The 24,865-nt window shown below is 48.3% G+C and carries 22 protein-coding genes and 1 tRNA gene; 8 read left to right on the forward strand and 15 right to left on the reverse strand.

The annotated features are described in order from the left end of the window. Positions 1 to 380: 380 nt before the first annotated feature. From Q0Y54_RS04175 to Q0Y54_RS04190, 4 genes are all read right to left on the reverse strand, one after another. Positions 381 to 1,919 (reverse strand): FAD-dependent oxidoreductase, encoded by a 1,539-nt coding sequence (locus Q0Y54_RS04175; RefSeq protein WP_297964593.1) that lies wholly within the window; start codon positions 1,917 to 1,919, stop codon positions 381 to 383. A 559-nt stretch (positions 1,920 to 2,478) separates the two neighbouring features. Then, the gene (locus tag Q0Y54_RS04180) at positions 2,479 to 3,030 is read right to left on the reverse strand and encodes a GNAT family N-acetyltransferase (RefSeq protein ID WP_297964595.1); all 552 of its coding nucleotides are present in this window, start codon (positions 3,028 to 3,030) and stop codon (positions 2,479 to 2,481) included. 691 nt (positions 3,031 to 3,721) lie between these two features. After that, positions 3,722 to 4,069 carry an ASCH domain-containing protein gene (locus Q0Y54_RS04185; protein ID WP_295916272.1) on the reverse strand — a complete coding sequence of 116 codons (348 nt, stop codon included), beginning with the start codon at positions 4,067 to 4,069 and terminating at the stop codon, positions 3,722 to 3,724. 26 nt (positions 4,070 to 4,095) lie between these two features. Then, a complete protein-coding gene (locus Q0Y54_RS04190) occupies positions 4,096 to 4,305 on the reverse strand; it encodes a hypothetical protein (protein WP_297964597.1) in 210 nt (69 codons plus the stop codon). A gap of 210 nt (positions 4,306 to 4,515) precedes the next feature. Here Q0Y54_RS04190 and Q0Y54_RS04195 point away from each other — a divergent pair, with 210 nt between their 5' ends. After that, a complete protein-coding gene (locus Q0Y54_RS04195; protein ID WP_297964599.1) occupies positions 4,516 to 5,073 on the forward strand; it encodes a M48 family metallopeptidase in 558 nt (185 codons plus the stop codon). A 132-nt stretch (positions 5,074 to 5,205) separates the two neighbouring features. On the opposite strand, the gene Q0Y54_RS04200 is transcribed toward Q0Y54_RS04195, so the two are convergent. The 6 genes from Q0Y54_RS04200 to Q0Y54_RS04225 all read right to left on the reverse strand — a co-directional run bounded on the left by Q0Y54_RS04200 (position 5,206) and on the right by Q0Y54_RS04225 (position 11,091). Next, positions 5,206 to 6,138: a hypothetical protein gene (locus tag Q0Y54_RS04200; protein WP_297964601.1), complete on the reverse strand. Its 933-nt coding sequence runs from the start codon at positions 6,136 to 6,138 to the stop codon at positions 5,206 to 5,208. A 28-nt stretch (positions 6,139 to 6,166) separates the two neighbouring features. Continuing rightward, positions 6,167 to 7,033 (reverse strand): aldo/keto reductase, encoded by an 867-nt coding sequence (locus Q0Y54_RS04205; protein WP_297964603.1) that lies wholly within the window; start codon positions 7,031 to 7,033, stop codon positions 6,167 to 6,169. A gap of 430 nt (positions 7,034 to 7,463) precedes the next feature. Continuing rightward, a complete protein-coding gene (locus Q0Y54_RS04210) occupies positions 7,464 to 8,618 on the reverse strand; it encodes a thiolase family protein (RefSeq protein WP_297964605.1) in 1,155 nt (384 codons plus the stop codon). Between the two features lie 19 nt (positions 8,619 to 8,637). After that, complete coding sequence (locus Q0Y54_RS04215) at positions 8,638 to 9,198, reverse strand: hypothetical protein (RefSeq protein WP_297964607.1); 561 nt, start codon at positions 9,196 to 9,198, stop codon at positions 8,638 to 8,640. Next, positions 9,195 to 10,523 carry an AMP-binding protein gene (locus Q0Y54_RS04220; RefSeq protein ID WP_297964609.1) on the reverse strand — a complete coding sequence of 443 codons (1,329 nt, stop codon included), beginning with the start codon at positions 10,521 to 10,523 and terminating at the stop codon, positions 9,195 to 9,197. Before Q0Y54_RS04220 ends, Q0Y54_RS04215 begins: the two co-directional genes overlap by 4 nt. Positions 10,524 to 10,530: 7 nt before the next feature. After that, positions 10,531 to 11,091 carry a biotin transporter BioY gene (locus Q0Y54_RS04225; RefSeq protein WP_297964611.1) on the reverse strand — a complete coding sequence of 187 codons (561 nt, stop codon included), beginning with the start codon at positions 11,089 to 11,091 and terminating at the stop codon, positions 10,531 to 10,533. A 262-nt stretch (positions 11,092 to 11,353) separates the two neighbouring features. Here Q0Y54_RS04225 and Q0Y54_RS04230 point away from each other — a divergent pair, with 262 nt between their 5' ends. After that, entirely contained in the window at positions 11,354 to 11,800 is a 447-nt protein-coding gene (locus Q0Y54_RS04230; protein ID WP_297964613.1) for an Lrp/AsnC family transcriptional regulator, read from the forward strand. An 81-nt stretch (positions 11,801 to 11,881) separates the two neighbouring features. Here the strand turns inward: Q0Y54_RS04230 and Q0Y54_RS04235 are convergent, their stop codons facing one another. Then, positions 11,882 to 12,262, reverse strand: coding sequence for a PleD family two-component system response regulator (locus Q0Y54_RS04235; protein WP_297964615.1), 381 nt, complete (start codon positions 12,260 to 12,262; stop codon positions 11,882 to 11,884). Positions 12,263 to 12,428: 166 nt separating this feature from the next. Between Q0Y54_RS04235 and Q0Y54_RS04240 the strand changes: the two genes are divergently transcribed. Both Q0Y54_RS04240 and Q0Y54_RS04245 read left to right on the forward strand, forming a co-directional pair. Next, entirely contained in the window at positions 12,429 to 13,070 is a 642-nt protein-coding gene (locus Q0Y54_RS04240; RefSeq protein WP_297964617.1) for a hypothetical protein, read from the forward strand. Between the two features lie 20 nt (positions 13,071 to 13,090). Further along, positions 13,091 to 13,603 (forward strand): type 1 glutamine amidotransferase domain-containing protein, encoded by a 513-nt coding sequence (locus Q0Y54_RS04245; RefSeq protein ID WP_297964620.1) that lies wholly within the window; start codon positions 13,091 to 13,093, stop codon positions 13,601 to 13,603. Between the two features lie 80 nt (positions 13,604 to 13,683). Here Q0Y54_RS04245 and Q0Y54_RS04250 read toward each other — a convergent pair whose 3' ends face one another. Next, positions 13,684 to 16,659 carry an ATP-binding protein gene (locus Q0Y54_RS04250; protein ID WP_297964622.1) on the reverse strand — a complete coding sequence of 992 codons (2,976 nt, stop codon included), beginning with the start codon at positions 16,657 to 16,659 and terminating at the stop codon, positions 13,684 to 13,686. 657 nt (positions 16,660 to 17,316) lie between these two features. On the opposite strand from Q0Y54_RS04250, the gene Q0Y54_RS04255 reads away from it, so the two are divergent. Together Q0Y54_RS04255 and Q0Y54_RS04260 are read left to right on the forward strand one after the other, a co-directional pair. After that, a tRNA-Glu gene (locus Q0Y54_RS04255) sits at positions 17,317 to 17,391 on the forward strand. Between the two features lie 53 nt (positions 17,392 to 17,444). After that, positions 17,445 to 19,049, forward strand: a complete 1,605-nt coding sequence (locus Q0Y54_RS04260; protein WP_297964624.1) for a phosphoethanolamine transferase — start codon at positions 17,445 to 17,447, stop codon at positions 19,047 to 19,049. 202 nt (positions 19,050 to 19,251) lie between these two features. Here the strand turns inward: Q0Y54_RS04260 and Q0Y54_RS04265 are convergent, their stop codons facing one another. Together Q0Y54_RS04265 and Q0Y54_RS04270 are read right to left on the reverse strand one after the other, a co-directional pair. Beyond that, positions 19,252 to 21,807 carry a heavy metal translocating P-type ATPase gene (locus Q0Y54_RS04265; RefSeq protein WP_297964626.1) on the reverse strand — a complete coding sequence of 852 codons (2,556 nt, stop codon included), beginning with the start codon at positions 21,805 to 21,807 and terminating at the stop codon, positions 19,252 to 19,254. A 12-nt stretch (positions 21,808 to 21,819) separates the two neighbouring features. Continuing rightward, the gene (locus tag Q0Y54_RS04270) at positions 21,820 to 22,146 is read right to left on the reverse strand and encodes a metal-sensing transcriptional repressor (RefSeq protein WP_366072259.1); all 327 of its coding nucleotides are present in this window, start codon (positions 22,144 to 22,146) and stop codon (positions 21,820 to 21,822) included. A gap of 447 nt (positions 22,147 to 22,593) precedes the next feature. Here Q0Y54_RS04270 and Q0Y54_RS04275 point away from each other — a divergent pair, with 447 nt between their 5' ends. Together Q0Y54_RS04275 and Q0Y54_RS04280 are read left to right on the forward strand one after the other, a co-directional pair. Then, entirely contained in the window at positions 22,594 to 23,904 is a 1,311-nt protein-coding gene (locus Q0Y54_RS04275; RefSeq protein WP_297964634.1) for an ammonium transporter, read from the forward strand. Positions 23,905 to 23,923: 19 nt separating this feature from the next. Next, the gene (locus Q0Y54_RS04280; protein WP_297964630.1) at positions 23,924 to 24,307 is read left to right on the forward strand and encodes a P-II family nitrogen regulator; all 384 of its coding nucleotides are present in this window, start codon (positions 23,924 to 23,926) and stop codon (positions 24,305 to 24,307) included. A gap of 68 nt (positions 24,308 to 24,375) precedes the next feature. On the opposite strand, the gene Q0Y54_RS04285 is transcribed toward Q0Y54_RS04280, so the two are convergent. Beyond that, positions 24,376 to 24,777: a hypothetical protein gene (locus Q0Y54_RS04285; RefSeq protein WP_366072261.1), complete on the reverse strand. Its 402-nt coding sequence runs from the start codon at positions 24,775 to 24,777 to the stop codon at positions 24,376 to 24,378. Positions 24,778 to 24,865 lie beyond the last annotated feature (88 nt).

Raw genomic sequence — 24,865 nt, forward strand, 5'->3', positions numbered from 1 at the left:
TCTCCTATGGCGTAGCCTGCCGCCAAAACAGCCGCTATGAATACGATAACAACAGCTCCCCAACACCTTTTCCGATTATAGTTCATTATTAATCACCACTTTCCTATTTTTTCCAGCACTTTACAACATTTAGGCTGCAGGCCATAGCTCTTTGACCAGTTGGGTAAGCGTATCGAAAAATCCCTGGGATTTTTCAATAGTTTCGGCCTTCGTCCTTAAAGCGGTCAAGTTGAATGACCCTCCATTTTTGGAGGGTCGTATTAGAAAAAACATATTTTTCTTACCCTTATTGCAGGCTTCTTTTCCATGAGCATTCTGCTGGCAGGTGCCCTCTATTCATACTTTTCATATTCTTCAATGTAAAATATCACAAAGTCTCCTTACCCTTCGCTCACGTAGCTACGCTCTTCTGCAGGAATATCTTCCCAGCTCAGGGCGTTAGCTTCTATTCCGTGAGAAATCCCCCAAGCAGCCGCGATTCCCGCCGCTTCTCCCATGCTCATGCAGGTTGGTTGGATTCGGAAGGATGCTTGAGCTGCGTAACTGCCGCTGGCGCAGCGTCCAGCTACCAACAGGTTGGAAATCTCGTTCGTCACCAAGGCGCGGTAGGGAATTTCGTAGTACTGTCCTTTTTTCAGCTTTTCAAAGGCCGCCAGCTTCACATCATGAATATCGATGGGATAAGCCGTACGGCAGACAGCATCGGGGAAATGATGAGCCTTTAGATAGTCGTCGGCCTCCATGTAGTATTTCCCGCGAATCCGCCAGGATTCCCTCACTCCCACCATGCAGGCCTCCCGACTGATATAGGCGTGCTCAAACCCGGATACATTATGAATGAAAAAAGTTGCCAAACGCCGCATCATTTTGCGGCCAAAACTGATTGCCTCGCTCTTAGAAACCGCATCCGTGGAACTGAAGGACAGGAGCGGCATCTCCGGACAGTTCATGGACATTACATTGGGCTTACCGGGAATCGAAAAGGCTTGAATGTATACGACATCATCCTGTGTCAAATCCCCTCGGGCAACGGCATTCTGGAAGAAATACTCATTATTTTTCCACTTTTCGAACTCGATGAATGGGGGCCTATGTTCCTTCAAAGCTTTTTCCGTCATTTCATCGAAAATTCCTTTTTTATAGTCTTTCAAAAGGTGCAAAGAAAAATTGTAGACCTTGCCCAAATCGACACCGCCCATTTCAAAACGCAGACTCATGGGCTGGTTATGTCCCGTTTTTTCCGAACCTTTTTCCGTTGGAACCCCCGACAGCCGCGAAAGCAACGCATCTCCCGTGGCATCGATGAAAACCTTTGCTTGTATCTTTGCCAGTCCTTCTACGGTTTGGACAACAACGGAGATGATTCGGCTTCCAGTCGTCACAACTCCCACCAGGGAAGTGCTATAAAGAATACGGACTCCCGCTTCTTCACACATTTCATCGTATACGAGTGAAAGATATTCCGGTATATATCGCGCTCTGCCGCCTCCGTAAAAGGTATCGGTATCTATTACTTCGTAAAATGGCGATATCCCTTGCTTTTCCATGCGTCTATTCAAATCTTTAATATAGGGGGTATCACTACCATCTACAAAAGTAGGCATACAAGGATACACACAACCTTGGGTCGCCAGTCCTCCAAGGGAAATGCCCCGCTCCACAAGGACAACTTTCGCTCCTTTTTGCGCAGCGGTAACAGCAGCCGCAGTACCCGCCGAGCCGCCACCAACCACGCAGACATCGACGTTAAAAAGCGTTGGAATAGCTGCCTTTTCAAAATCAACCCTATGCGCTGGAGCGGCGGAAGCCTCCGCCTTTGGGACGTTATCCTGGACGCCGAGCAATGTTCCCGCCGCCGTAAGTCCCGCCAGTTTCATGAAGTCACGCCTGGATATTGGGATTGCGAATGCTTTTTCCATAGTCTTCCTCCAATTCTATATACCCTCTTCTAATCGCATTTTTGCCGACATGAAATCAAATGTTGACTTTGCAATTGCATTTTTTCATGAAAATCATAACCGTTCAAATTCTCCAAATTGTCTTGACTTTTATACATGGGGGCCTTTTGTCGATTTAAGCAATATTTTGTTGAATGACCCTCCATTTTTGGAGGGTCGTATTAGTAGTAGGTTTTATGCGGTTTTAGACCCCATTAATATAAAATTACTACCCAAAACGTCCTATTCCTTTGGCAAAATTATAGCATGATGTGGCTACTCCTACCAACGATTTTTAATATATTTAACTATTAAAAGGATATGATAGACGCCATCATTAGAATAAGTAAGAAAAACTGATTTTAGGCCCTGCAGGTGCAGGGCTCTTTCTTTTGTCCAAAATAAAGGGCCGCTCCCTGAATTGAGAACGGCCCTGGGATTATTATTTGGTTGAATGACCCGCCAAATTCAGCGGGACATATTGGCTAAACCTAAGCAAGGCAGGGGCACCGCTCGAAAGGGCGGTGTTTTGCGTGAGGATTTATTCACAACTTATGAAATATGGGCAGATATTTTCAAAATGACCATCTTTCATTCTGAAACCCTTTGGAATAGTACCCAGCTGTTTGAATCCTAATCGTTCGTAAAGGTGACGGGCATGAGTATTTGTTTCAACTACCGCATTGAACTGCAATATGGAAAAGCCATTTTCCTTAGCTCGTACAATGCAGTCTTTTACAAGTGCTTCACCTATATGTTTTCCACGACAGTATGAACTTACTGCATAACTGGCATTGCAGATATGACCGCACCTACCAATGTTGTTTGGATGGAGAATGTAAAGCCCAACAATGCTAAAGTCATCATCTTCAGCAACACCAGTATAGCTTTGGGCAGCAAAAAATTGAGAACCTGTATCTAAAGTAAGCAAATCTTCCTGCGGAAAAGCAATTCCTTCTTTAACAATTTCGTTCCAAATGCTGATCATAGCCGGCAAATCCTTTTCTTCGTAAGGTCTGATTTTCATAAATTTTATCCTTTCCAAATAACAAATAGGAGCGTGATACCTATGGCCTGAATCCGGTGAACTCATTTTTGGATTGAATGACCCGCCAAATTCAGCGGGTCGTATTGGTAGTCTTTCTAACTACCAAATACTTCATCTTTGGTTAACACATTATACCATAATGCTGATGGTGCATACAATGCAGTGATTTGGGCGGGGTGTATGCCGGGTGGTGGGGCGGCGACGCGAAGCCAGTACCATTGGGCGTGGCCCATGTAGTCAAATTTCATTACAACCACATCAGCCTTATCAATTATTTTTACGTCAAAGCTGTAATTATTACTTTCTACAATGGTATAGTCCGGGGCCTTAAATTAATGGTCACATGGCTCAATTTTTCGTGAGCACACTGGCTCAAAAATTCGTAATCAAGTGGCTCAAATTTTCATTGACATTCACAGTCAAAGCGCTGTTAACTATGATGTTACTTCCATTAATAAATTTTCTTTGCAGACTGACCACGAAGCTTTATTAATCAAAAAATACCGTCACCTAAAACCGGAGCATCAAAAAGCTATAGACATACAAATAAACTATTTCTATGAAATTGACAGATAATAATCCCATTCCCCACACATCAGCTATGAACCATAATCGTAATTATTAGCAAAAAAAGCACTCAATCCATACCAAGGAAAGAGTGCATTTTTTATGCTCAATGACAAAACACCTGTCCATAGGGTTTCCCCCCAGGAACAGGTGTCACATCTCTTGCTTCTTATTCCATCACTTCCGTGAAATAAATAACCGTTACGGTATCCTCCATGGTAATGCGCTTTTTGTAGATTTGCTCAAAGTCAGCAATCAGCTCCTCCCGGGAGTTGATTTCCGGGTTTTGGACGCCCAGGTCCTCTGAGGTGAGGTTGGCCATGGTCTTTACCCGCACCTTATCCAAAAATGCAGTGTACAGCTTCTTCTTAGGAGTGAATTTCTTGCCGGTGGTAATCCAGACAATGGAATTTTCCGGGAACTGCTTGCTTACATCCCCCAAACGGACGGTACAACGCTTGGTACGGGCCTCCAGCATCTTGGCATGCTTCTCGGCCTGAAAATTTAATGACATCATATGGCTTCACTCCTAATATTTTAATTTTAATTTACACACGTTTCGTCATAATCTACATAGATATAACATAGATACAGTTTAACATATTTTTGACACATAATAAAGTAAAGTATACATTTTTTGTCCGATGCCAAGGTTTTAAATGAAACGCCTTTGTCCACACTAATGGCTGCTGCAGCTATCACGTTATAACGCCATTGTTCAAATTTTTCTTCTTTAGAAGAAAAATCTTCCAATTAGCGTTTCAACGAGCTGGGAGATATGCTCGCCAGCTGTTGTAGTTTGTTTTCCCCCACCTAAAGAGGTGGGGGACATCTTAAAGCTCGTTATAAGTATCATTTTACAAAATACGGTTTTCCCTCTACAATATTACTCAACTAATGCGCTTACTCCCGCCCATAGAGGCGCGAGCTTCCTGCCAAAATATTTTACATCGGGAGAAAATCATGAGAAAAGCCATCCGCAATCTGCCAGCCGGGCATCCTATGCCCTTCCGTGGTGTAAATTACCCGCTGGAGATACGTCAAAGCATGAACAAGCCCCAGGTCACCATCACAGGGGGTAAACTGCTGGTAAATTTCTATCAGGAGCACCCTACAGTACCCGTTCAGCTTCCTCTGGTAAAGTGGTACCGCCGCCAGGCCCAGCAATACATTATGCCGCGGGCTGCCTATTGGGCTGATGAAATGGGCCTGACCTTTAATAAAATTTTCATCAAGGACCAGGATTCCCGCTGGGGCAGCTGCTCCTCCCTGAAAAATTTGAATTTTAATTGGCGGATCATTATGGCCCCCGACGGAGTTATTGATTACCTGCTGATTCACGAATTGGCCCACCTGAGGGAAATGAATCATTCACCTGCTTTTTGGCAGCTGGTGGGACGCTACGATCCGGACTATAAGCTGCACCGCCAATGGCTGAGGGATAACGGCCAGGCATTATTTTTATTGCTGCCCAAGCTTCCCCTGGCCCTGTTGAATGCGGTGTATTTCCATGTTGAATAGAATGACAGCCTGTACAAAAATCACCCATACTCATAAGCCAAAGGGAGAGTCCGCCTTGTGACTCTCCCTTAATATTGTACACTATTATCGGCCTTTACTATTACCTGCTGTACAAGTAGGTATAATGCCTTATTATTTATTAGTTTTCTCTGGAACCTTTGGCAATTCCTTAACTACGGCATTCTCCACCACCTCAGTAGGTATATCTACCTTCTCTATCCTGCCATAATTGGTGCCGGTGAAGCTTATTTCGATGGTGCTGGCATCGACGATGGCCTCCATACCGCTGCTGTCCTTCATGCTGCTTAATACCGCCTTGGCTGCGGCCCGGGCCTGGGGGGTCAGGTCAGCATGCAGCTTGCGGAAATGATGCTGAACCTCGTCAATGGTGATGGTACACTGAAGGTCCCCCATATTGGTCAGTACATCCTCCACAAGCTTTCTGTCGGACTCCTTACTGCCCTTTTTCACACTCTCCAGATTATATAGCTTCATTACATAGTCCTTCACCTTCTGGCCATCCAGAACTACCACATAATCCTGATCAGCCCCCTGACGCTGGCCCAGGGTTACCCCCTTAACCACATCCGGAAAATCAGTCTGCAGACCCTTTTGGACGGATGCCTCCACCGCCTTGCTGTCGGCCTTGCGGTATACGTATTTATCCCAGCCGCCCTTGATGTTCTGGGAATAAAACTCCATATTATCCGCTGTTTCCCGGGAATAGAAATTGTATTGGGTCTTGCCGTTTGGTACACCGGCTACATTAAAGACGATTTCACCAACACCCTTGGCTATAAAGGTCGGCTTGGATACAAAATCGCAGGAACCTCTCATATCCCCCCCCAATAAAGGACTGTTGAAATTCAGCTTAAAGGACAGGGTTCCATTGTCCTCGGCAGCCAGATTGTTCAACGCATTGGTCAGTTGCGTCCTGGCATCCACCGCCTGAACCGCCGCCGGCTGAACGGTCTCGGCAAAGGCCATATTATCCATTACACCCGGAGTACCTATAGCCAAGGCACAGGCCAGACCTGCCGCCAGGATTTTCTTCTTTAACTGCATAAAAATCATCCTCTCTTACGAAAAAACTTCATTCTGTATCCAGGGGCATTTTCACCGCCGGGGGAGCATACTCCCTATCCAGGGCCAGCAATTCTGCTTCCGTTAATTCTATACCGGCTGCTGCCCCATTTTCCCTGATATGCACCGCCGATGAGCTCTTGGGAATGGCTACCGTATGACCGCTTCGGATATTCCAGGCCAATAAAATCTGGGATGGAGTGGCCCCATGGGCCTCTGCAATGGATCCCACCACCGGATTTTCCCGCAGTCCCCGGCTGAGACGTCCCCCCTGGGCCAAAGGACAATAGGACATAAGGGCGATATCATGCGCCTGCATATAATCCAACAAGCTGTATTCTATGCCCCGGGAGCCCAGATGATAGAGAACCTGATTTACCAGACAATGTTCCCCTCCCGGAATGTCCAGCAGCTGCTCCATATCCTCAATATCAAAGTTGGAAACGCCCCAGCCCCGTATCAGGCCCTCCTGCTGCAAAGCATTAAGCCCCTCCACCACCTCTTCCATAGGTACATCCCCTATCCAGTGGTAGAGATACAGATCCAAATACTCCAGCCCCAGCCGCTTCAGGCTGTTTACACAGGATTTTCGGATATTGCTTTTCCCGGCATTCCAGGGCAATACCTTGGACACCACCACAATATCCTCCCGGCGTCCCTGGGTCAGAAACTCCTTAATCGCCTTGCCCACCAGCCTTTCCGAGCGGCCGTCACCATACATTTCCGCCGTATCAACCAGCCACATGCCAGATTGAAGACCGGTGAGTATGGCCCCAATCTCCTGCTGCTCCATGGCAGGATCGTCACCAATCCTCCAGGTACCTAAACCAATTGGGGGTAAAATTAAGCCATTTTTTAATGTAACTTGCTTCTTCATAGCTATAACCTCCATTGACACAATTATATAATAAAAAAATGCCGCCTAAAACCCCTACAGCCCTTATATAATACAATTCTAATCTTATTACAGGCCGGGTGTGAAAATATGCTCAATGCACTTATAACAAAATTGTTAGTTATTCTATTAAAAAGTTCTATATTCTTATAGCTCTTTATGGGACCATAGTCCCTTTTATGTTTTTATTTAACGCAGTATAATAGGCACTGTGAGAAATGAGGACCCGGTAAGCCCTTGGTATTACTGAGGTTTTAACTATTCAGGAGGCGAAAAACATGGATATGGCAATGATTGCTGACGGCATTCTCAAGGCTATTACTTTAGCTGGTGTATATGCTCTCATCAAGTAATTAATTCATACATGAAAAAAGGTCAAGCCCTTGGCAACAAAGGGTTTGGCCTTTTTATTTTATCCGGTTTTCCGCACTAAAATGCTCTGGCCCATGCCGCCGGCTCCGGCAACGGACATTAGTCCCAAAGATCCCTTCACCAGCTCCAAGGCCCTCAGCAAATGAATCATAATAATCCCGCCAGAGGCCCCATAGGGATGGCCGTAGGCCAAAGCTCCCCCCAGCATGTTGTAACGGTCAATCAAATGGGGGTGCTCCCGCTGAAACAATACATCAATAACGGCAAAGGCCTCATTAAATTCAATGGCATCCATATCCTCATAGGTCAGCCCATGACGGGCCAGCAGCTTATCCGCTGTAGCCATGGCACCACGGGGACTTTCCACGGGACTGCCACCGGCCGTGCAGGTGCCCAGTATTTCAGCCTGCGCCGTAAACCCTGGGTTAGCCGCTAACCAAGCCTCAGACACCAATACCACAAAGGCCGCCCCATCATTAATAAGACAGGCATTCCCCGCATTAAGCAGGGAGTCTCCCCCTAAAAGGCTGGGCAATCTGTCCAGCAGCCGCTGACTCATCCTGTAGCGAATGCCATCATCCCTGGTTACCCCCTCCAGGGGAACTATCCGGGACTGCAGCAGGCCCTGGTCCGCACATTGGGCCGCCAGTCTGTGGGACCGCAGTACCCAAAAATCCAGCTCCTCCCTGGTCACCCCTTCGGCCACCATAACAGCATCTGCCCCACGCAGCATGGCATCCTCCGCCAGCTCCCCGGGGGAAAACTGGGCCGTCATGTAGCGGCCATCGCCATGGGCTGTCCTACCATACCGCTCATCATGCTCATTATATATACGCACCGGCTGCAGGGAGGAGCTTTCCATGCCGCCGCAGATATACATATCCCCGTTGCCGCTGGCAATCTGGGCGCAGCCCATGGCTATGGCGGCCGCCCCCGAGGCACATTGCATATCCACCGTAAAGGCGGGCACCGAGTCAGGCAGACCGGCGGTCAGTGCCATAAGCCGGGCGATATTGCCCCCGGTTCCCACCGCATTCCCGGCGATTAGCCCATCAGGGTATATATCCTGTCCTAAATCTGTCAAAAGGCGTTGCACCACAACAGCCCCCAGCTTTTCCGCGGGGATGTGCTTAAACCTGTTATTTTTCGTTACAATAGGGGTTCGGCACCCCGCTAAAACATACACCTTTTCCATGAAAAAGCCCCTTATGCCGTTACTCCACTTCAAAGGTTCCGTTTATATATTCCTTGGCGCTGCCCCGCAATACCACCTTGTTGCCCTCCACATCAAGCCACAGGGGCTCACCGGCAAATACCGCATTGCGATACGACACCTCAAACCGCACCACATTGGCCGGCAAATCCGCCAAAATCCGTTCCATTATAAATATCCCTGGTACCACAGGTATCTCCGTGCGATGGATCTGATTGGTATCCCCTACGGCCGTGACGAAATCCAGGGTTTCCTGCCGGGTAAATACATGCCAGCAGCCCTCGGCAGCCACTGCATTGTCACCGGTAAGCTCCGGAGCCACCAGCTCAGCCTTGGCCGCCGCCTCCTTGGGGGTCAGCAGCATTGTGGTAGTCAGGCTCTCCAACCCGGAGCGGGCCTGACAAAGCAGCATCCGCTTGGTGGATTTCAGCATTTCCGGCTCATAGGTATCTCCCCGGTAGGTTGCTTCATCCTCCTTTTGCCACAAATTCTTGATAATCATTACACCATCATAGTCGCCGCCCCGCAACCGGCCGGCAATTACGGCTAATTCTCTGTTCATACTAGTAACTCCTTTAGGGCTTGTTTATTTACCTTACCTCGATCGTTGAGGGGCAATGACTCCAAAAACAACAGCTTCTTGGGCCGCTCCCGCTCATCCACATATTCCCCTACATCATGGCGAAATTCCTTGGAATCCACCGGCTCATCTGTCACCACAAAGGCGGCTATATCCTGCCCCCGGGTGGCATCCTCAAAGGGCAGCACGGCTACGTCCCGGACATAGGCCATATTTTTAAGCTGCTGCTCCAGCTTTAGGCAGCTGATTTTGTAGCCCCCCTTGTTGATCCAGTCCGTCTTGCGACCCGTAAAAATTATATCCCCATCATCGTTGAAATAGCCTGTATCATCACAGCAATAGGGCACCCCTATCCCACTGACATGAAAGGGTGAATCCACGTACAAATCCCCCTGTACCGACTCCACCTTTATCCCGGCAAAGGGCTTCCCCAGATTGCGGGCATCCCTGTCATCCACCTGGAGATGACGATAGGAAATATAATTCAGCTCACTGGAGCCGTAATATAACAAAATATCCGCCCCAGGAAAGGCCCGGCGCAACGCCTTCTGGGCCTTCGGGCTGATCAGCTGGGAGCCGGCCAATATCTGGCGTACCTGATGATTAGCCGATTTGGCAGACAGACCCAAAATCTGCAGCTTGGCCGGTACCATATACACATGGGTAGCCATATTGCGGGAAATCAGCAAATGCCAATTGCTTCCACTGATACGGCGGCAGGTCACCACAGAGCCCCCGGCGGCCAAAACTCCCATAAACATATTCAGGTTGCCGGTAAAGCTCATACTGCCATGAAGGAACATAACAGCCGTCTCATCCACGCCAAATACCCTGTTCTGCTCCGGAAAAAAGCCTGCCCAGCTGTCATAGCTGCGATATAGCACCTTGGCCACCCCTGTGGAGCCGGAGGTCAGGGCCCCCATCACCTCCCAGGGATACCGATCAGCGGCCCCCTCCTTCAGCAGCAGGAATTTATTTTGCTTCGGGCCTACCTGCCACATACCGTAAATATTATTTTCCTGTATAATGGCTTCCACCACATCCGAAGCGCAATCCTGATGCATCAATATGGGAACAGCCCCCAGCTTTTCCAACGCCAAAAAGGCCCCGACTTGATAGACAGGGCCTTCAGCGATTATCAATATAGGCTTGTATGGCTTTATCCCCTTTTCCGAAGCACCTAAAGCCAAATCCTCCACCAATCCCAACAAGGAACTGTAGGTGAAGCTGTCCCCATCGCAATCCAGCATTACTTTATCCGGCATTTTCCCGGACTTCTCGGCAAGCAATTCGTAATAATTGTTCATCCCGCTGTTATTCACTCCCCAGAGCCTTATTCACTCTGACACCGATGAATGCCCCTAGAATACATTTTACTACATCTCCGGGGATAAATGGAAGCACTGCCTGGGCAATTGCCGCCTCCAAACCAATATTTAGGACTAACATCATAGAAATCAGGCCGCCAATATAGGTAATCGGCAAACTTACCAATATACTAACGATTATATAACGCTTAAGACTGTTATTATTTCCCTTAAAATAGGATACCAGTGTATAAGCCACCACAAAGGCAAAATAAAAGCCTCCGGTAGGCCCAAAAAGTCGGCCCAGGCCGCCAGTCCCACCCGGCAAAATCGGCACTCCGGCCAGTCCGCCCAAAATAAGATAGGCCACCAAGGTCATAAAGGTCTGTTTGGGCGTCAGGACAAAGGCAGTAAAACACATGGCCGCCGTGGCAGCCACGATCATAGCCGGTGTAAAGGGAAGAGGAAACGCAATATAGGCGGACACACTGATAACCGCCAAACACATAGCCATCTTTGCCAGGCTCTTAACGGAAACATTTTGCTGAACTGCAACACTCTGACTCATTATACTAACACTTACCTTTCCTGCGACAACGCAATATAAAATGTGTTGGAAAAACCTAAATAAAAGTATAGCCCTGTCCGGCTCTTTCGTCAACCCTCACCACCATCTTTAGTTAACCAAGATTTATTACCTGCTGCTAATCTGGGATAATTGTTTAACAAATTTCATAGCCTTCTCGATAAATTTAATCTTTTTCCCAAGTTTTTATTTACATTTTTTGATATTCCCTATATAATAACATAGAAATGGTGGTGAATGATTAATGGATAAAATTGACAAGCAAATTTTAAAACGTTTACAGGAAAACGCCCGCGTAACAATTTCTGTGCTGAGCTCAGAAATTGCCCTCTCCATGCCTGCTATCAGTGAACGGTTAAAGAAGCTGGAGGCATCTGGGGTCATCAAGCAGTACACGGCAATTCTCAATCCGAAATTGATGGACAAAAATCTGACCGCCCTGGTTAATCTGAGCTTTAATAATCCGGCCAAAGCCAGTGCTTTCAAGAATTTCGTTGTAAATGAGCCCGACATCAAGGAGTGCTTCTATATCACCGGTGATTTTGACTTCAGTTTAAAAATCGTTACCCGGAATACTCAGACTCTGGAAAATCTCCTGACCCGTATCAAGGATCAGGCCGGTGTTAGCAAGACTCAGACCATTGTAGTTTTGTCTTCTATTGTGGATCGTCCATCTGTTGTATTGGATTAAAAAAATCTAATTATCATCTAAAAAGCTGATGAAAAATCTCCAAGGGGATTTTCCATCAGCTTTTTAAATGTCTGACAAATTTTAACCTTCATCCAAATATTGGGCTACTCTCTTCTGAACCTCCTGGGCGTTCCAGAATGGCTTCCGCCAAAATTCCACAGCCCCCATATCCAAGGAAGCCTGCTCCATCTGAGCCTGGGCACTCATTACCACCACCGGTACATCCTTCAATTCCTCGTCGGCTTTAATAAACCGCAGAAGATCCAACCCATTCATGTCAGGCAGCACCAGATCCAAAATAATCAGTGATAAGGAGCCTGCATTTGCCCGCAGGCTTTCAAAGGCCTGGTCACCGGTACTGGCATTAACCAGCTCGTATTGCTCCAGCATTCTGGACAGCAGCATCTGATTAACCTCTGCATCGTCAATGATGAGAATTTTCTTTTTAGGTTGCTCCCCCATGGACTCCACCCCCAATGAAAACTACTTAACCTTATAATAGCATATTGCCTATCATGTAACAACATAATTAACTAAGAAATCAGGCAGGAATAACCGCCCATAATCTCGAATAAGTAATATTAGTAACTTTTATGACTTAGCCGCAGCCCCTGAAAGGAGGATTATTATGAATCGCTTTTTTGCCCCACTTCTAAGTGGGATGATGTTTCTGTTGCTTATGCTTTGTCCCCTGGCCGTTCAGGCCGAAAAGGTACACTGGGAGGATAAAGCCTATGATTTCACCAAAATACAACGGGCCATCATTCATGATATTGTCATCAAGGATACCTCTGAATTACCCAGTGATTTGACGGAAAAGGTGGTACAGGAGGAATATATGAAAACCGCCTCCAAGCCATCATATCGGGTTATGCACCCTGACAAGGATGCCGTCCTGTATCCCCAGGATTTGGCGGATATCTACGTAAAGGCCGAGGTACTCAAGTGGCACGATGATTACTACATCAAGCCGGCCTACACCGATTGGGAAACCAGGTCCGCCACCCGCAAGGTAAAACGGTCTGACGGCAGCTGGTACGATGAAACCTACTATTATACTGTACCGGTATATCACCCGGAAAAGACCATTTACACCTCTACCGTACGGGTAAAATTTGACGTATACGATGCCAAAACAAACAAATTGGTTATGTCCAGGGATGAGCTTAGGGAGCGGGATGATTCCTACCATGGACAGCAGGGTATCTTTGGGCGAATCAGCAAATCATTTTTTGATGATTTAGGAAAAAAAATAAAGGCCAATGAATAAGCAGGCAGGAGGCAAGATAAATGAAGAAGATTTTGCAGTTAGTAAGCAACGATTTTGAGGATCTGGAGCTGTGGTGTCCCGTTATGAGGCTGCGGGAGGCTGGCTTTCAGGTGGATCTGGTGGCGGAAAAGGCCGGAGTATACCATGGGAAATACGGCGTTCCCTGCGAAGTGCCCATGTCCTTTGAGGAGGTAGAAGCCAAGGATTACGATGGTATACTGGTACCCGGCGGCTGGGCCCCAGATAAGCTGCGGCGATTTCCCAAGGTGTTAAAGCTGGTGGCTGACATGAATCGGGAAGGAAAGCTTATTGGCCAGATATGCCATGCCGGCTGGGTATTGGCCTCAGCCAAGGTATTAAAGGATCGGCAGGTTACCAGCACCCCCGGCATCAAGGATGATTTAACCAATGCCGGTGCCACCTGGCTGGACAAGCCATGTGTGGTGGACAAGAATATTGTATCAGCCAGAAGACCGCCAGATATACCGGAATATATGAAGGCCCTGGTGGAGGTTCTCAATAATCAGAAATAATGTGCCAATATAAAAAGGGCGTCGCCACTGATTTATAGTGGGACAGCCCTTTTTTCATTGTATTCAGCTATCCTGCGGCCCTATGCCTCTTCCATAACCTTAAACAGTCTCTCCAGGGTTTCCAGCATTTTCTTTACATCTATGGGCTTAGCCAAATGGTCATTCATACCGGCCTCCATGGCCATCTGCTGGTCCTCCTTGAAGGCGTTGGCCGTCATGGCCACAATAAGTATATTGGCCTTGGCTGGATCCGTCAGCTTGCGGATTTTTTTGGTAGCCTCGTAGCCATTAAGGTTTGGCATCTGAATATCCATGAGAATAAGGTCATAGTACCCGGCCTCAGCCGTGGACACCATATTAAAGCATTCAATACCATCACAGGCCCGTTCCACATTAAAGCCGTTATTTTCCAGGATGGCAGTGGCAATTTCCGCATTTAAATCATTATCCTCAGCCAGCAATATACGCTTGCCGGAAAAGTCTGCAGCCTCCTCAGTATAGCTCTCGCTCTTTGTGTCAGACGGCTTCGCACCTATGCGGTGCGGAATACGGAAAATAATTTCCGTCCCCTGGCCCACTGCGCTGTGAACCTCAATATGACCCTTCATCATTTCTATCAGATTTTTCACAATGGCCATACCGAGGCCAGTCCCCTGTATACCGCTTTGGGAGGTATTGCGGGCCCGGGAGAATTGCTCAAATATCTCCGCCACAAATTCCTGGGACATGCCGATACCCGTATCCTTAACGGACACCTCAACCACGCATTGTTCCTCCGTATCACCCGGCAGCTCCCGGCAATTTATCTGTATGGCCCCTCCTGCCGGGGTGTACTTCACCGCATTGCTTACAATATTCATAATAATCTCGGACAAATGGGTTTTGTCAAGATACAGATAGCGGTGCTGTATATCGCAGGACACCGTCAGGGACAGATTTTTCTTTTTCATTTCCCCTTCAAAAACGGCCACGCAGCCATTAAATAATTCCTCCGAATCGGTGAGCTCCTGCTCAATAACCACCTTCTTGTTTTCAATGCGGGCCATTTCCAGCACATTATTCAATATATCCAGCAGCTGGTAGCTGGCCAGCTTAACCTTTTTCCGATATTCCCGGTTAACCTCAACATTATCCGGATCCCGCTCCTCCAGCTCAGTAAACCCGATAATGGCATTAAGGGGCGTACGGATATCATGGGACATGTTAAACAGGAAGGTGGTCTTGGCCTGATTGGCCACATCGGCAGTCTCCCTGGCCTCCTCCAGCTTTATATGCTGTTGCTGCAGCTCTTCGTTAAGAACCTTTGTCTTTTCCAGCTGAACATCCTGGGCGGCAGTCAGCTCCTCCAGCCGCAGCTGTCTGTCCTGCAAAATACTGTTAAGGGTAGTAATCTCCTGTATCTGGGACTCCGACTCCAGAAGATGCTCCCGGTTTTTCCTGTTTTCACGGCCAATGAAGAACAGCACCAGAATAAAAATTACTGCCAAAGCCCCTATAGGGATCCAAATATTTTGCTTTAAAAATTCCCCTGATGTCATCTTGCGGTGAGGAATATAAGTATAGGAGCTGGTCAGCACAAAATCCTTATCCATCAGGGTAATACCGTGATTAAGGATACTCATGCCTACCGCATTTGCATTCATTCCCGCAAAGCCAATGGAGGCATCATCAGGCAGCTGGGCAGAGTGGATAATACTGTAGCCGGTCTTTCCATGGAGTACGTATTCGGTTCTGAAGCCACTGACGATAACTACATCCACTTCGCCCTTCAGCAGATCCTCCACAGCATCCTCATCATTCACATAATAACTAACCGGGTTATTCGGGTAGTGTACAGCCCTAAAATCATCCATGACCCCCAACCGGTTGACCACAGCAATTTTTGCCGTAGCCATATTGGGGTATTCCCCTAAATACAAAATATTAAAATAGGAGTTTATTACCGGATCACTTGGCACCATATCGAATTCCTCAGTAATCCAATAGTTGGAGATGGCAGGAAAAATAGCGTCCACCTCCCGATCCTGCAGGGCCTTGGTCAAGGTCTCCCCATCAGGATACCCCTTATATTCTATATTAATTTTACTAATCCCCAATACGTTGAAGATTTCCGGAACAATATCCTTGATGACTCCATCCACACTGCCATCCGGTGCCGTACTGCTATAGGGCAAATAATCATCCAGATAACCTATTCTGATCACGTCATGCTCGTTCAGCCACTGACGCTCCGCCTTGGACAGGGCCGAGGTATATTTCGTCCGCTTAAACCACTTTCGGGACAGATCCGCAATATAATTCTGATTTTCCTGATATAACCGGTGCTGGGCTTCGTTTAAATCCTCCAAAAGATCAGGCCGGGCCTTATTCACTGCCAGATAGAAATCCGTGGCACCAGCCTCCAGGCACATCTCAACCCCTAGGTTAGTAAAGTTGTTATAGCCCTCAGCCAGCATAACATCAATAACACCCTGTCTGATAGCCTCATCCCGCTCCCTCAGGTCATCATAGGTACTGACTGTTGCCTGAAGATTATGCTTCTCCAGATAATCGTTTACGACCTTTACCTGGGCACCGGTGAGAACCCCTATCCGCTTTCCGTTCAGTGACTCCGGATCCGCAGTCACACTATCATCGTTGATGCGCTTGAAAAACACATATTGGCTGGAGCCCATTGGCTCCTTGGGATAGCTTATGACTGCCGTGCGCTCCGGCCGGTATGCCAATCCCCCCAACAGGTCGATTTCCCCCTTCACCAGCTTTTCATACAGCTCACCGTAGGGGCCGTACACATATTCATATTTCCAATTGTCATACAGCTTCAGCCGCTGTAAATAATCATAGCCATACCCACTTTTTACTGCGCCATCCCTGTCGCCCATCTGAAAGCCTTCCTCCACGAAATAGCCCACCCGGACCACCTTTTCGTCCTCTGCTTTCGCCGGCGTCATTGGCCACAGCTTTACAATCCCCATCAGACATGCAAATACTGCTACAAAGCAAAACAGATTCTTTAAATTTAAAATTTCTAAGATTTTGTCTTGGCGATGCCGCATTATCCCGCGCCTCCCATACAAATATCATAATACCGTGCGTCATTATCAGTAAAAAAAGTGATAACGCCATTGTTCAAATTTTTCTTCTTTAGAAGAAAAATCTTCCAATTAGCGTTTCCCTTTCAGGACTAGCTTCGCGTCGCAACGAGCTGGAAGATATGCTCGCCAGCTGTTGTAGTTTGTTTTCCCTCACTTAAAGAGGTGGGAGACATCTTAAAGCTCGTTATAACCTCTAACCCCCACGCTGACGGGTGCTAAATCTCCCTCCTCTTAGGTGGGAGGAAAGCATCCATAGCGGTCAGTGTCAGCTGCTCAGCTAAGGCCATGGTCTTGCTTTGCAGGACACTTTCGCATGGGACGTATTAACCAATAGGCTTTGCCTCTTGGATACGTCCGCAAAGCTCTGGATTAATTCAACTACATTCAGTGGGCGTATAAATCTCCCACTGAATAAGTCTCATTTAGCCACCAAAGTATATTTAATAACATTATAGCAAAAATCAACCATTTTTTTAATGAAATTTCTTCAATATAAAGATTTTTTCGTAATTTTATTTTAAGTGAATAAAAATGTACTCCATGTGGGATGCAAAAAATCTTTATTTTAAAAATTCCTTGACTAATGGCGGCTGCCATAGTATCATATTCAATGTTCGCGGCGCGTTGGTCAAGTGGTTAAGACTCCGCCCTCTCACGGCGGCTTCAGGGGTTCGAATCCCCTACGCGTCACCAGATATTACAGCCCAGGTTTTTGCCTGGGCTTTTTTGTTTAGGGAGTCCAAGGGATGGATACATTTAAAATATTGAAATATATAAAAAAATGGGGGGCCGGCCTGTTAGTGGCGGGCTGGTGGTATACCTATCTTTTATATCAACATCTGGTCATGAAGGTGGACACCGATAGGCTGTTTTACGGCGGACTTATTGCCGGTACCATGGGAGCCGTCGCCTTCATATTGCTCCAGCAGCTGTGTGAAAAGCATATAAAAAAGCCAAAGGCCTTTTGGTGTCTGGATATATTACAGTTTATCTACTGTCTGCCCCCGGTGTTTTCCATCATCCACTATCATCTCTATGGAAGCCCCATAACCTACGAGGAAGCCACCGCCCTCCACAATACCAATTTCCGTGAGGCCGCAGAGTGGTTAATGACATATATTGGTCCCCTGTATCTCATGATGCTGATAACCGCCATGGTAATTGCCATACTTCTCATACATAAGCTTCGGTTTCACCAGCTCCAATGCATTGAGGATAATCAGCAGCACCCCCTATCCGTTCTTACCCGCTGGGGAGTACTGGCCGTATCACTCGTTGCCTGCTATGGCTGGACCCAAACGGATTTCGTTGCCCCATACCTTAAGGCCGTTCGCTACAGCATTGGCTTAAGTCAATATTATCGAAATATTGAAGCTAAACAAGACAGCATCGCCATTTCCAACGCTGACCCGGTCCTCCAAAGCCCCCACACCATTATTATGGTCATCGGGGAATCGGCCACCCGTGACAAAATGAAGGTCTACACTCCTGACTACCGGTTTGATGATACCCCCTGGTTAAGTCAGCAGGCCAATAACCCCGATTTTATTATCTTCCGCAACGCCTACGCCTGCCAGAGCCTGACCCAGCAGGTGCTGGAATGTGCCCTGACGGAAAAAAGTGCCTACCACGACCGGGACTTTCTGGACAGCATGAATATCATTGATATTGCCCGAAAAAAGGGCTACAAAACCTATTGGATTACCAATTTGGGGAAAAACAACAACGAGTCCTCCTTCTTCAATGTGGCCTCCCGGGCCGATACCCTCCTGAATACGGGGAAGGACGATGATCATAGTATGCTTGGGGAGCTGGCCAAAGTTAATCCTCAGGAAAATAACCTTGTTATCCTCCACGGCAACGGCAGCCATGCGGCCTATAAAGAACGCTACCCACGAGAAAAGGCGGTGTTTGCCGAGGACACCAGGGAAGCGGAATACGCCAACAGCATCCGCTATACCGATGAATTTTTACAGGCCATATACGAATACGGCAGGGATAGGCTGAACCTCCAGGTTATGCTGTATTTTTCCGACCACGGGGAGCATATGCGCACAGGCCATACCCCCAATGACCAGAATTTTGTTAAGGTACGCATTCCCATGTTCCTGTATTTAGGGAATGAATACCAGAAAAATAATCCCACCAAAGCAAAAATCCTCCAGGACCGGGTCAACAGCTTCTTCACCAATGATATGCTGTACAACACCCTCAGCGGTATTATAAATGCCGAATCCAATTACTACATTCCCAACGAAGATTTAACCAATCCCGCCTATAATTACACTGCCGACGACCTATGGACCTTCGGCAACACCATCAAGGTCTCCGAAGACACGCTTTTAAAATAAAAAATGAGCTAGTCCCGCAGGGGAGGGGAAGCACCACAAGGGTACTAGAACCCAAGCAACCCGCCCATGCTGGGCGCACCGCAAAAAAGACGAAGGCCAACGGTCTTCGTCTTTTATATACGCTGTACTCCTTTGTCTTATCGTGTCCACCTGATGGGGTACATTAGCTATGATATTAACCTATTTCCAGCGTCCCAAATGATCACCCTACCAGTTCATAGCCGGCTTCTTCAATTACGGCTTTAAACTCGGCCTGGGAAATGTCACGGCTGGCCTTTACTGCCGCAGTCTTGGCCTCCAGATCCACATTTACCTCGGTGACCCCGTCCATTTTGGACAGAGCCTCCGTAACGTGCTTCTGGCAATGCATACACATCATACCCTCAATTTTCAACGTCTTTTCCATAGCTATTTCCTCCTTAAAATGTTCCTTATTAATATTTTTATCTGCTGGGGTCAAGCTGGTTTCCGCCTCTTCCGGCGTGAAAAATCTTAACCGCAAGGCATTTAAACAAACGCATACACTGGACATGCTCATGGCCGCCGCCCCCATTACCGGGGACAGCTTTATCCCAAGGGTTGTGTAGAGGGCCCCGGCTGCCACCGGTATACAAATCACATTATAGAAAAAAGCCCAAAACAGGTTTTCCTTGATGTTCCGTATAACCGCCTTGCTTAATTTTACGGCACTGACCGCATCCAGCAGGTCGTTTCTTACCAATACCGCATCAGCGCTTTCAATGGCAATATCCGTACCTGCTCCAATGGCAATACCCAAATCAGCCCGGGCCAGGGCCGGTGCATCGTTGATGCCATCGCCTATCATGGCCACCCGATGGCCCTTGGCCTGCAGCTCGGCAATATGGGCCTCCTTGTGCTCCGGCAGCACACCGGCTATCACCTGGGGAATCCCCAAGCGGTGCTTGATGGCCTCCGCCGTTCGCTGATTATCCCCGGTGAGCATCACCACATCAATACCCATGGCCTTGAACTGATTTATCGCCGTTGCACTGGTGGCTTTTTCCTGGTCCGCCGCCCCCAAAATACCAATCAGCGTCTTGTTCCTGGCAAACAGCAATGGGGTCCGGCCCTGATCCGCCAGCTCATCCAGATATGGCTGATATGGGGTAATATCAATGCCCTGCTCCAGCATAAAATTCTGACTGCCGGCTATCATCCCCCCATCGGCACAAAGCCCCCGGCCAAAGGCCGCCTTTATATTGCCCATTGGTTGAGGCTGTATAGCCTGCTCCTGTGCATAATTCAGCACCGCTTCCGCCAGTGGGTGCTCGCTGCCCTGTTCCAGACCGGCGGCAATGGCCAGCAGCTCCCTTTCTTCTATACCAATGGCTTTTATGTCGGTAATCTCCGGCCTGCCATCGGTAATGGTGCCCGTTTTGTCCATTACCACCGTATCGATGCTATGGGCCATTTCCAGGGCTTCCCCGGATTTTATCAATATGCCGTTTTCCGCTCCCTTGCCGGTGCCCACCATAATTGCCACCGGGGTGGCCAAGCCCAGAGCACAGGGGCAGGAGATAACCAGAATAGATATTACAATGGAAAAAACAAATTCCACGCTGGCTCCCAGCATCAGCCATATAAGACCGGCGGTACAGGCAATGATGATAACCACCGGAACAAAAATTCCCGCTATTTTGTCCGCCATGCGGGCAATGGGTGCCTTGGAGGCACTGGCCTCATCCACCAGCCTGATTATCTGGCTGATGGTGGTATCCTCCCCCACACGCAGAGCCTTGAATTTAATAAAGCCGTTTTTATTGATGGTGGCGGAAATCACCTTGTCCCCCACCCCTTTTTCCACGGGTATGCTTTCCCCGGAAATAGCTGATTCGTCAATGCTGGTCATGCCCTCTATTATGATCCCATCAACGGGAATGCGCTCCCCGGGCCGCACCAACACAATGTCCCCCACGGACAGGTCCTCCACCGCCACCACTTTTTCAGAACCATCCTGAAGTACAGTGGCCTGCTTCGGGGCCAAATCCATGAGCTGTTCCAGGGCGCGGCTGGTTTCCCCCTTGGCCCGGGCCTCCAAAAATTTGCCCAGGGTTATCAGGGTCACTATCATGCCTGCCGACTCAAAATACAAATTGGTGCTGTATTCCGTCACCAGGGCCATATCGCCGTGACCCATACCGTAGCCCATGCGAAAGATGGCAAAGGCACCAAATAGGGCCGAGGCCATGGAGCCCATCCCCACCAGGGTATCCATATTGGGGGAGCCCTGAAGCAAGGTCCTGAAGCCCACGATGTAGAACTGACGATTGAGATACATGATGGGCAGCACCAATAACAGCTGGGCAAAGGCAAAGGTGATGGCGTTTTCCGGACCGTCAAGGACCTCCCGGACCAATTCCGGAACCGGCAGTCCCAACATTCCTTCCAGCATTCCGTGCATGGAAATATATATTACCGGCACCAAAAACCCAAGGGACCAAAGAAGCCTGTGGAGGATTTCCTGTGCCTGCTTATGGGCCATTTGTTCTTTATCTTTATTGGCAGGGGAGATCCCCTGGTCCTGTGCCCTGACACGGGCTCCATAGCCCGCCTGCTCCACCGCAGCAATAATGGCCTCAGGGCTGATAATCGCCTCATCATATTCCAGCTGCATGCTGTTGGTCAATAAATTAACGGCCACCCCATGGGTACCCGCCAGCTCCTCCACGGTTTTCTGCACCCTGGAGGAACAGGCGGAACAGGTCATGCCCGTAACATCAAACTTTTCCTTTTTCACAATATACCCCCGCTACTTCATTACCTTTTGCAGCAGACCGCAAAGCTCATCCACCACGTCATCCTTTCCCTGACGGATATCCTCCACCACACAGCTGTGAATGTGCTGACTTAACAGCTCCTTGGTAAAGGCATTCAGGGCCGACTGCACCGCACTGACCTGGGTAAGAATGTCCACGCAATAGCGATCCTCATCCACCATGTTGTGAATACCCCGAATTTGACCCTCAATCCGGTTAAGCCGGCGAATGAGGCCCTTGTATTCCTCCCCCTGCTTATCCCGGAACTTATGCTTATGGAGCCCGCCTCCATCTGCATTACCACAGCAACAGCCCGGCATGTCCTCTATATGTACGTCACTCATCCTGAACTCTCCTCATTACACACGGCAAATATACCTTATGGGGGTATATTATACCTTATGGGGGTATATGTCAATAGCTCCTTCTGCATTTTTTCTATACCACGGCACGATTTTAAAAACTTTTTCTATAACTCTATTGACATAGCAAAAAAAATGAGTATACTAATAGCTAACAACATACATGGCAATGACGCCCCATGAAATCAGGTACCGGATTTCATGGGGCTTTATGTTTTCATGTAGGTTGTTCCAACCAAAAACCAAATAGTAAATACCTGTACTGTCTCACACAAAATAAAGTCTCCCAACTCTTTCCAGGTACAGGTAATAAGACAAAGGCGTCTTGTGGTTCTTCTATTTAAAAATGGAGAAATCACAGGATGCCTTTTCTATTTGGTAAACATTGTGAAAGGACTGATTATTATGATTAACACCGGCGACACTGCCTGGGTCCTTATCAGTGCGGCCCTGGTATTTCTGATGACTCCCGGCCTGGCCTTCTTCTACGGTGGCATGGTCCGCAGTAAAAACGTACTTACCACCATAATGCAAAGCTTTTTCATCGTAGCCCTGATTTCCGTTGAATGGGTGCTTATCGGCTATACCATGACCTTTGGGGCGGATATCAACGGGTTTATCGGCAGCCTCGATAAAATTGGTCTTGTGGGGGTAGGCTATAATGTGCTGGAAAACGGCACCATTCCCGAGCTGGCCTTTGTAGCCTTCCAGTGCATGTTTGCCGTAATCACCCCGGCCCTTATTACCGGAGCATTTGCCGAGCGCATGCGGTTTGCCGCCTTCGCCCTGTTTATTCTCCTGTGGGCCCTTCTGATTTACAACCCAATGGCCCATTGGGTTTGGGGCGGTGGCTTCCTGGCGGAGCTTGGTGCCCTTGATTTTGCCGGTGGTCTGGTTATCCATATTCTGTCCGGAGTATCCGGCCTTACCCTTTGTATTCTTCTGGGCAAACGCTCCGGCTATGGACGCACAGCCATGATTCCACACAACCTGCCCATGACGGTTCTGGGGGCCGCCCTCCTCTGGTTTGGCTGGTTCGGCTTCAATGCAGGCAGTGCCCTGGGGGCCAATGAGCTGGCCGCCAACGCCTTTGTTACCTCCCAGGCCGCTGCCGCCGCAGCCACCCTTTCCTGGGTAGCTGCTGAATGGCGGATGAACGGCAAGCCTACCATTCTCGGTGCCGCCTCCGGCTGTATCGCCGGGCTGGTAGCCATTACCCCGGCTGCCGGCTTCGTGGCTCCACTTCCTTCGGTTATTATCGGCCTTGTGGGCGGTGTAGTTTGTTATTTTGCCGTAGCTGTGCTCAAGGAAAGACTGGGCTATGATGATGCCCTTGACGCCTTTGGTGTACATGGTGTTGGCGGTATGTGGGGTGCATTGGCCACTGGTATCTGGGCCACCACAGAGATTAATCCGGCAGGGGCCAATGGTCTCTTTTACGGTGAAAGCCACCTCTTTATCGCCCAGCTCATTTCCATCGGCGTTGCGATAGTGCTGGCTGTTGTGGGTACCACCCTGCTGTACAAGCTGGTCAATGTGATTACTGAGGCCCGGGCCTCCGAGGCAGAGGAGCTTACCGGTCTGGATATTATCGAGCATGGGGAGCGGGGCTATGCCCGGTCCATCCTGGGGGGCAGTCCTATTATGGGCAGCTTTGAGGATTCCAGTGAAATGCTGGCCAACACGGTGCTAAATGCAACGGCCCATAAGGCGTAAGAAAGGGCAAGGTGATAATATGATAATGACCAAAATTGACATTATAACCCGCTCCAACAAGCTGGACGAGCTTATGAATGCCCTTAATGACATTGGTGTCCTGGGCATGACCGTGAGCCAGGTCTTTGGCTGCGGCCTCCAGAAAGGCCATGAGGAGGTATACCGCGGCAAAAAGTACGATATAAACCTTGTACCAAAAATCAAGGTGGAAACCGTAGTCTGCGAGGTGCCTGTGGACCAGGTGCTGGAAACCGCCCAGCGGGTCCTGCGCACCGGCAATTATGGGGACGGAAAAATCTTCGTTTACCAGCTCACCGATGCAGTCCGCATCCGCACCGGCCAGCGTGGACCCACGGCTATTATGGATATCCCCGGGGAAAAGAAGGAGTCCTCTAAAAGCTAAAATAATACTATTTAAGCATTAAAATAACATTTTAAAAAAGCTGGAATCCCGTAGCAGATTCCAGCATTTTATTTTTTTATAAGGCTTCCCCGGGTAACCCCCAGCTTGCCAAATTTGCTGTTTATAACGTCTATGGTCTGGTACAGCTTGTCCTTTTTCTCGTCATGGAACAGGGACACAGCCTCCATTTCCCCAAAGCCTGTGGTGGAAACACCTAACAGCCTTATATTATTACTAATATTTAAATGTTTAAATAACTCTTTTATAGCAGTGTAAATTCCCTGGAGGCACAGCTTCATGGCCTTGGCAGTGGGCATGGCAGAATGGATTCCAAATTTTCTGGCCTCGTATGAGCAGGTAGACACCACTCCCCGGCCTCCAATACCGCCGACTATCAAGGGCTTGCCCCGATATTCCTTGTGGTCCAGCTGCTCCACCGATGCAAAGAAAGCATCCATATCCACATGCATTATAACGCCATTGTTCAAATTTTTCTTCTTTAGAAGAAAAATCTTCCAATTAGCGTTTCCCTTTCAGGACTAGCTTCGCGTCGCCCTT

This window comes from uncultured Anaerovibrio sp., from assembly GCF_947302755.1.
Taxonomy (GTDB): Bacteria; Bacillota; Negativicutes; order Selenomonadales; family Selenomonadaceae; genus Anaerovibrio.

Bases quoted from the DNA above. Each gene is read 5' to 3' on its own strand.
- Q0Y54_RS04210 (WP_297964605.1), bottom strand. From the start codon at position 8,618: ATGGAAAAGGTGTATGTTTTAGCGGGGTGCCGAACCCCTATTGTAACG.
- Q0Y54_RS04270 (WP_366072259.1), bottom strand. From the start codon at position 22,146: ATGCCGGGCTGTTGCTGTGGTAATGCAGATGGAGGCGGGCTCCATAAG.
- Q0Y54_RS04260 (WP_297964624.1), top strand. From the start codon at position 17,445: ATGGATACATTTAAAATATTGAAATATATAAAAAAATGGGGGGCCGGC.
- Q0Y54_RS04245 (WP_297964620.1), top strand. From the start codon at position 13,091: ATGAAGAAGATTTTGCAGTTAGTAAGCAACGATTTTGAGGATCTGGAG.
- Q0Y54_RS04240 (WP_297964617.1), top strand. From the start codon at position 12,429: ATGAATCGCTTTTTTGCCCCACTTCTAAGTGGGATGATGTTTCTGTTG.
- Q0Y54_RS04180 (WP_297964595.1), bottom strand. From the start codon at position 3,030: ATGAGTTCACCGGATTCAGGCCATAGGTATCACGCTCCTATTTGTTAT.
- Q0Y54_RS04235 (WP_297964615.1), bottom strand. From the start codon at position 12,262: ATGGGGGAGCAACCTAAAAAGAAAATTCTCATCATTGACGATGCAGAG.
- Q0Y54_RS04275 (WP_297964634.1), top strand. From the start codon at position 22,594: ATGATTAACACCGGCGACACTGCCTGGGTCCTTATCAGTGCGGCCCTG.
- Q0Y54_RS04285 (WP_366072261.1), bottom strand. From the start codon at position 24,777: ATGCATGTGGATATGGATGCTTTCTTTGCATCGGTGGAGCAGCTGGAC.
- Q0Y54_RS04195 (WP_297964599.1), top strand. From the start codon at position 4,516: ATGAGAAAAGCCATCCGCAATCTGCCAGCCGGGCATCCTATGCCCTTC.
- Q0Y54_RS04280 (WP_297964630.1), top strand. From the start codon at position 23,924: ATGATAATGACCAAAATTGACATTATAACCCGCTCCAACAAGCTGGAC.
- Q0Y54_RS04185 (WP_295916272.1), bottom strand. From the start codon at position 4,069: ATGATGTCATTAAATTTTCAGGCCGAGAAGCATGCCAAGATGCTGGAG.
- Q0Y54_RS04250 (WP_297964622.1), bottom strand. From the start codon at position 16,659: ATGCGGCATCGCCAAGACAAAATCTTAGAAATTTTAAATTTAAAGAAT.
- Q0Y54_RS04225 (WP_297964611.1), bottom strand. From the start codon at position 11,091: ATGAGTCAGAGTGTTGCAGTTCAGCAAAATGTTTCCGTTAAGAGCCTG.
- Q0Y54_RS04205 (WP_297964603.1), bottom strand. From the start codon at position 7,033: ATGAAGAAGCAAGTTACATTAAAAAATGGCTTAATTTTACCCCCAATT.
- Q0Y54_RS04215 (WP_297964607.1), bottom strand. From the start codon at position 9,198: ATGAACAGAGAATTAGCCGTAATTGCCGGCCGGTTGCGGGGCGGCGAC.
- Q0Y54_RS04220 (WP_297964609.1), bottom strand. From the start codon at position 10,523: ATGAACAATTATTACGAATTGCTTGCCGAGAAGTCCGGGAAAATGCCG.
- Q0Y54_RS04200 (WP_297964601.1), bottom strand. From the start codon at position 6,138: ATGCAGTTAAAGAAGAAAATCCTGGCGGCAGGTCTGGCCTGTGCCTTG.
- Q0Y54_RS04230 (WP_297964613.1), top strand. From the start codon at position 11,354: ATGGATAAAATTGACAAGCAAATTTTAAAACGTTTACAGGAAAACGCC.
- Q0Y54_RS04175 (WP_297964593.1), bottom strand. From the start codon at position 1,919: ATGGAAAAAGCATTCGCAATCCCAATATCCAGGCGTGACTTCATGAAA.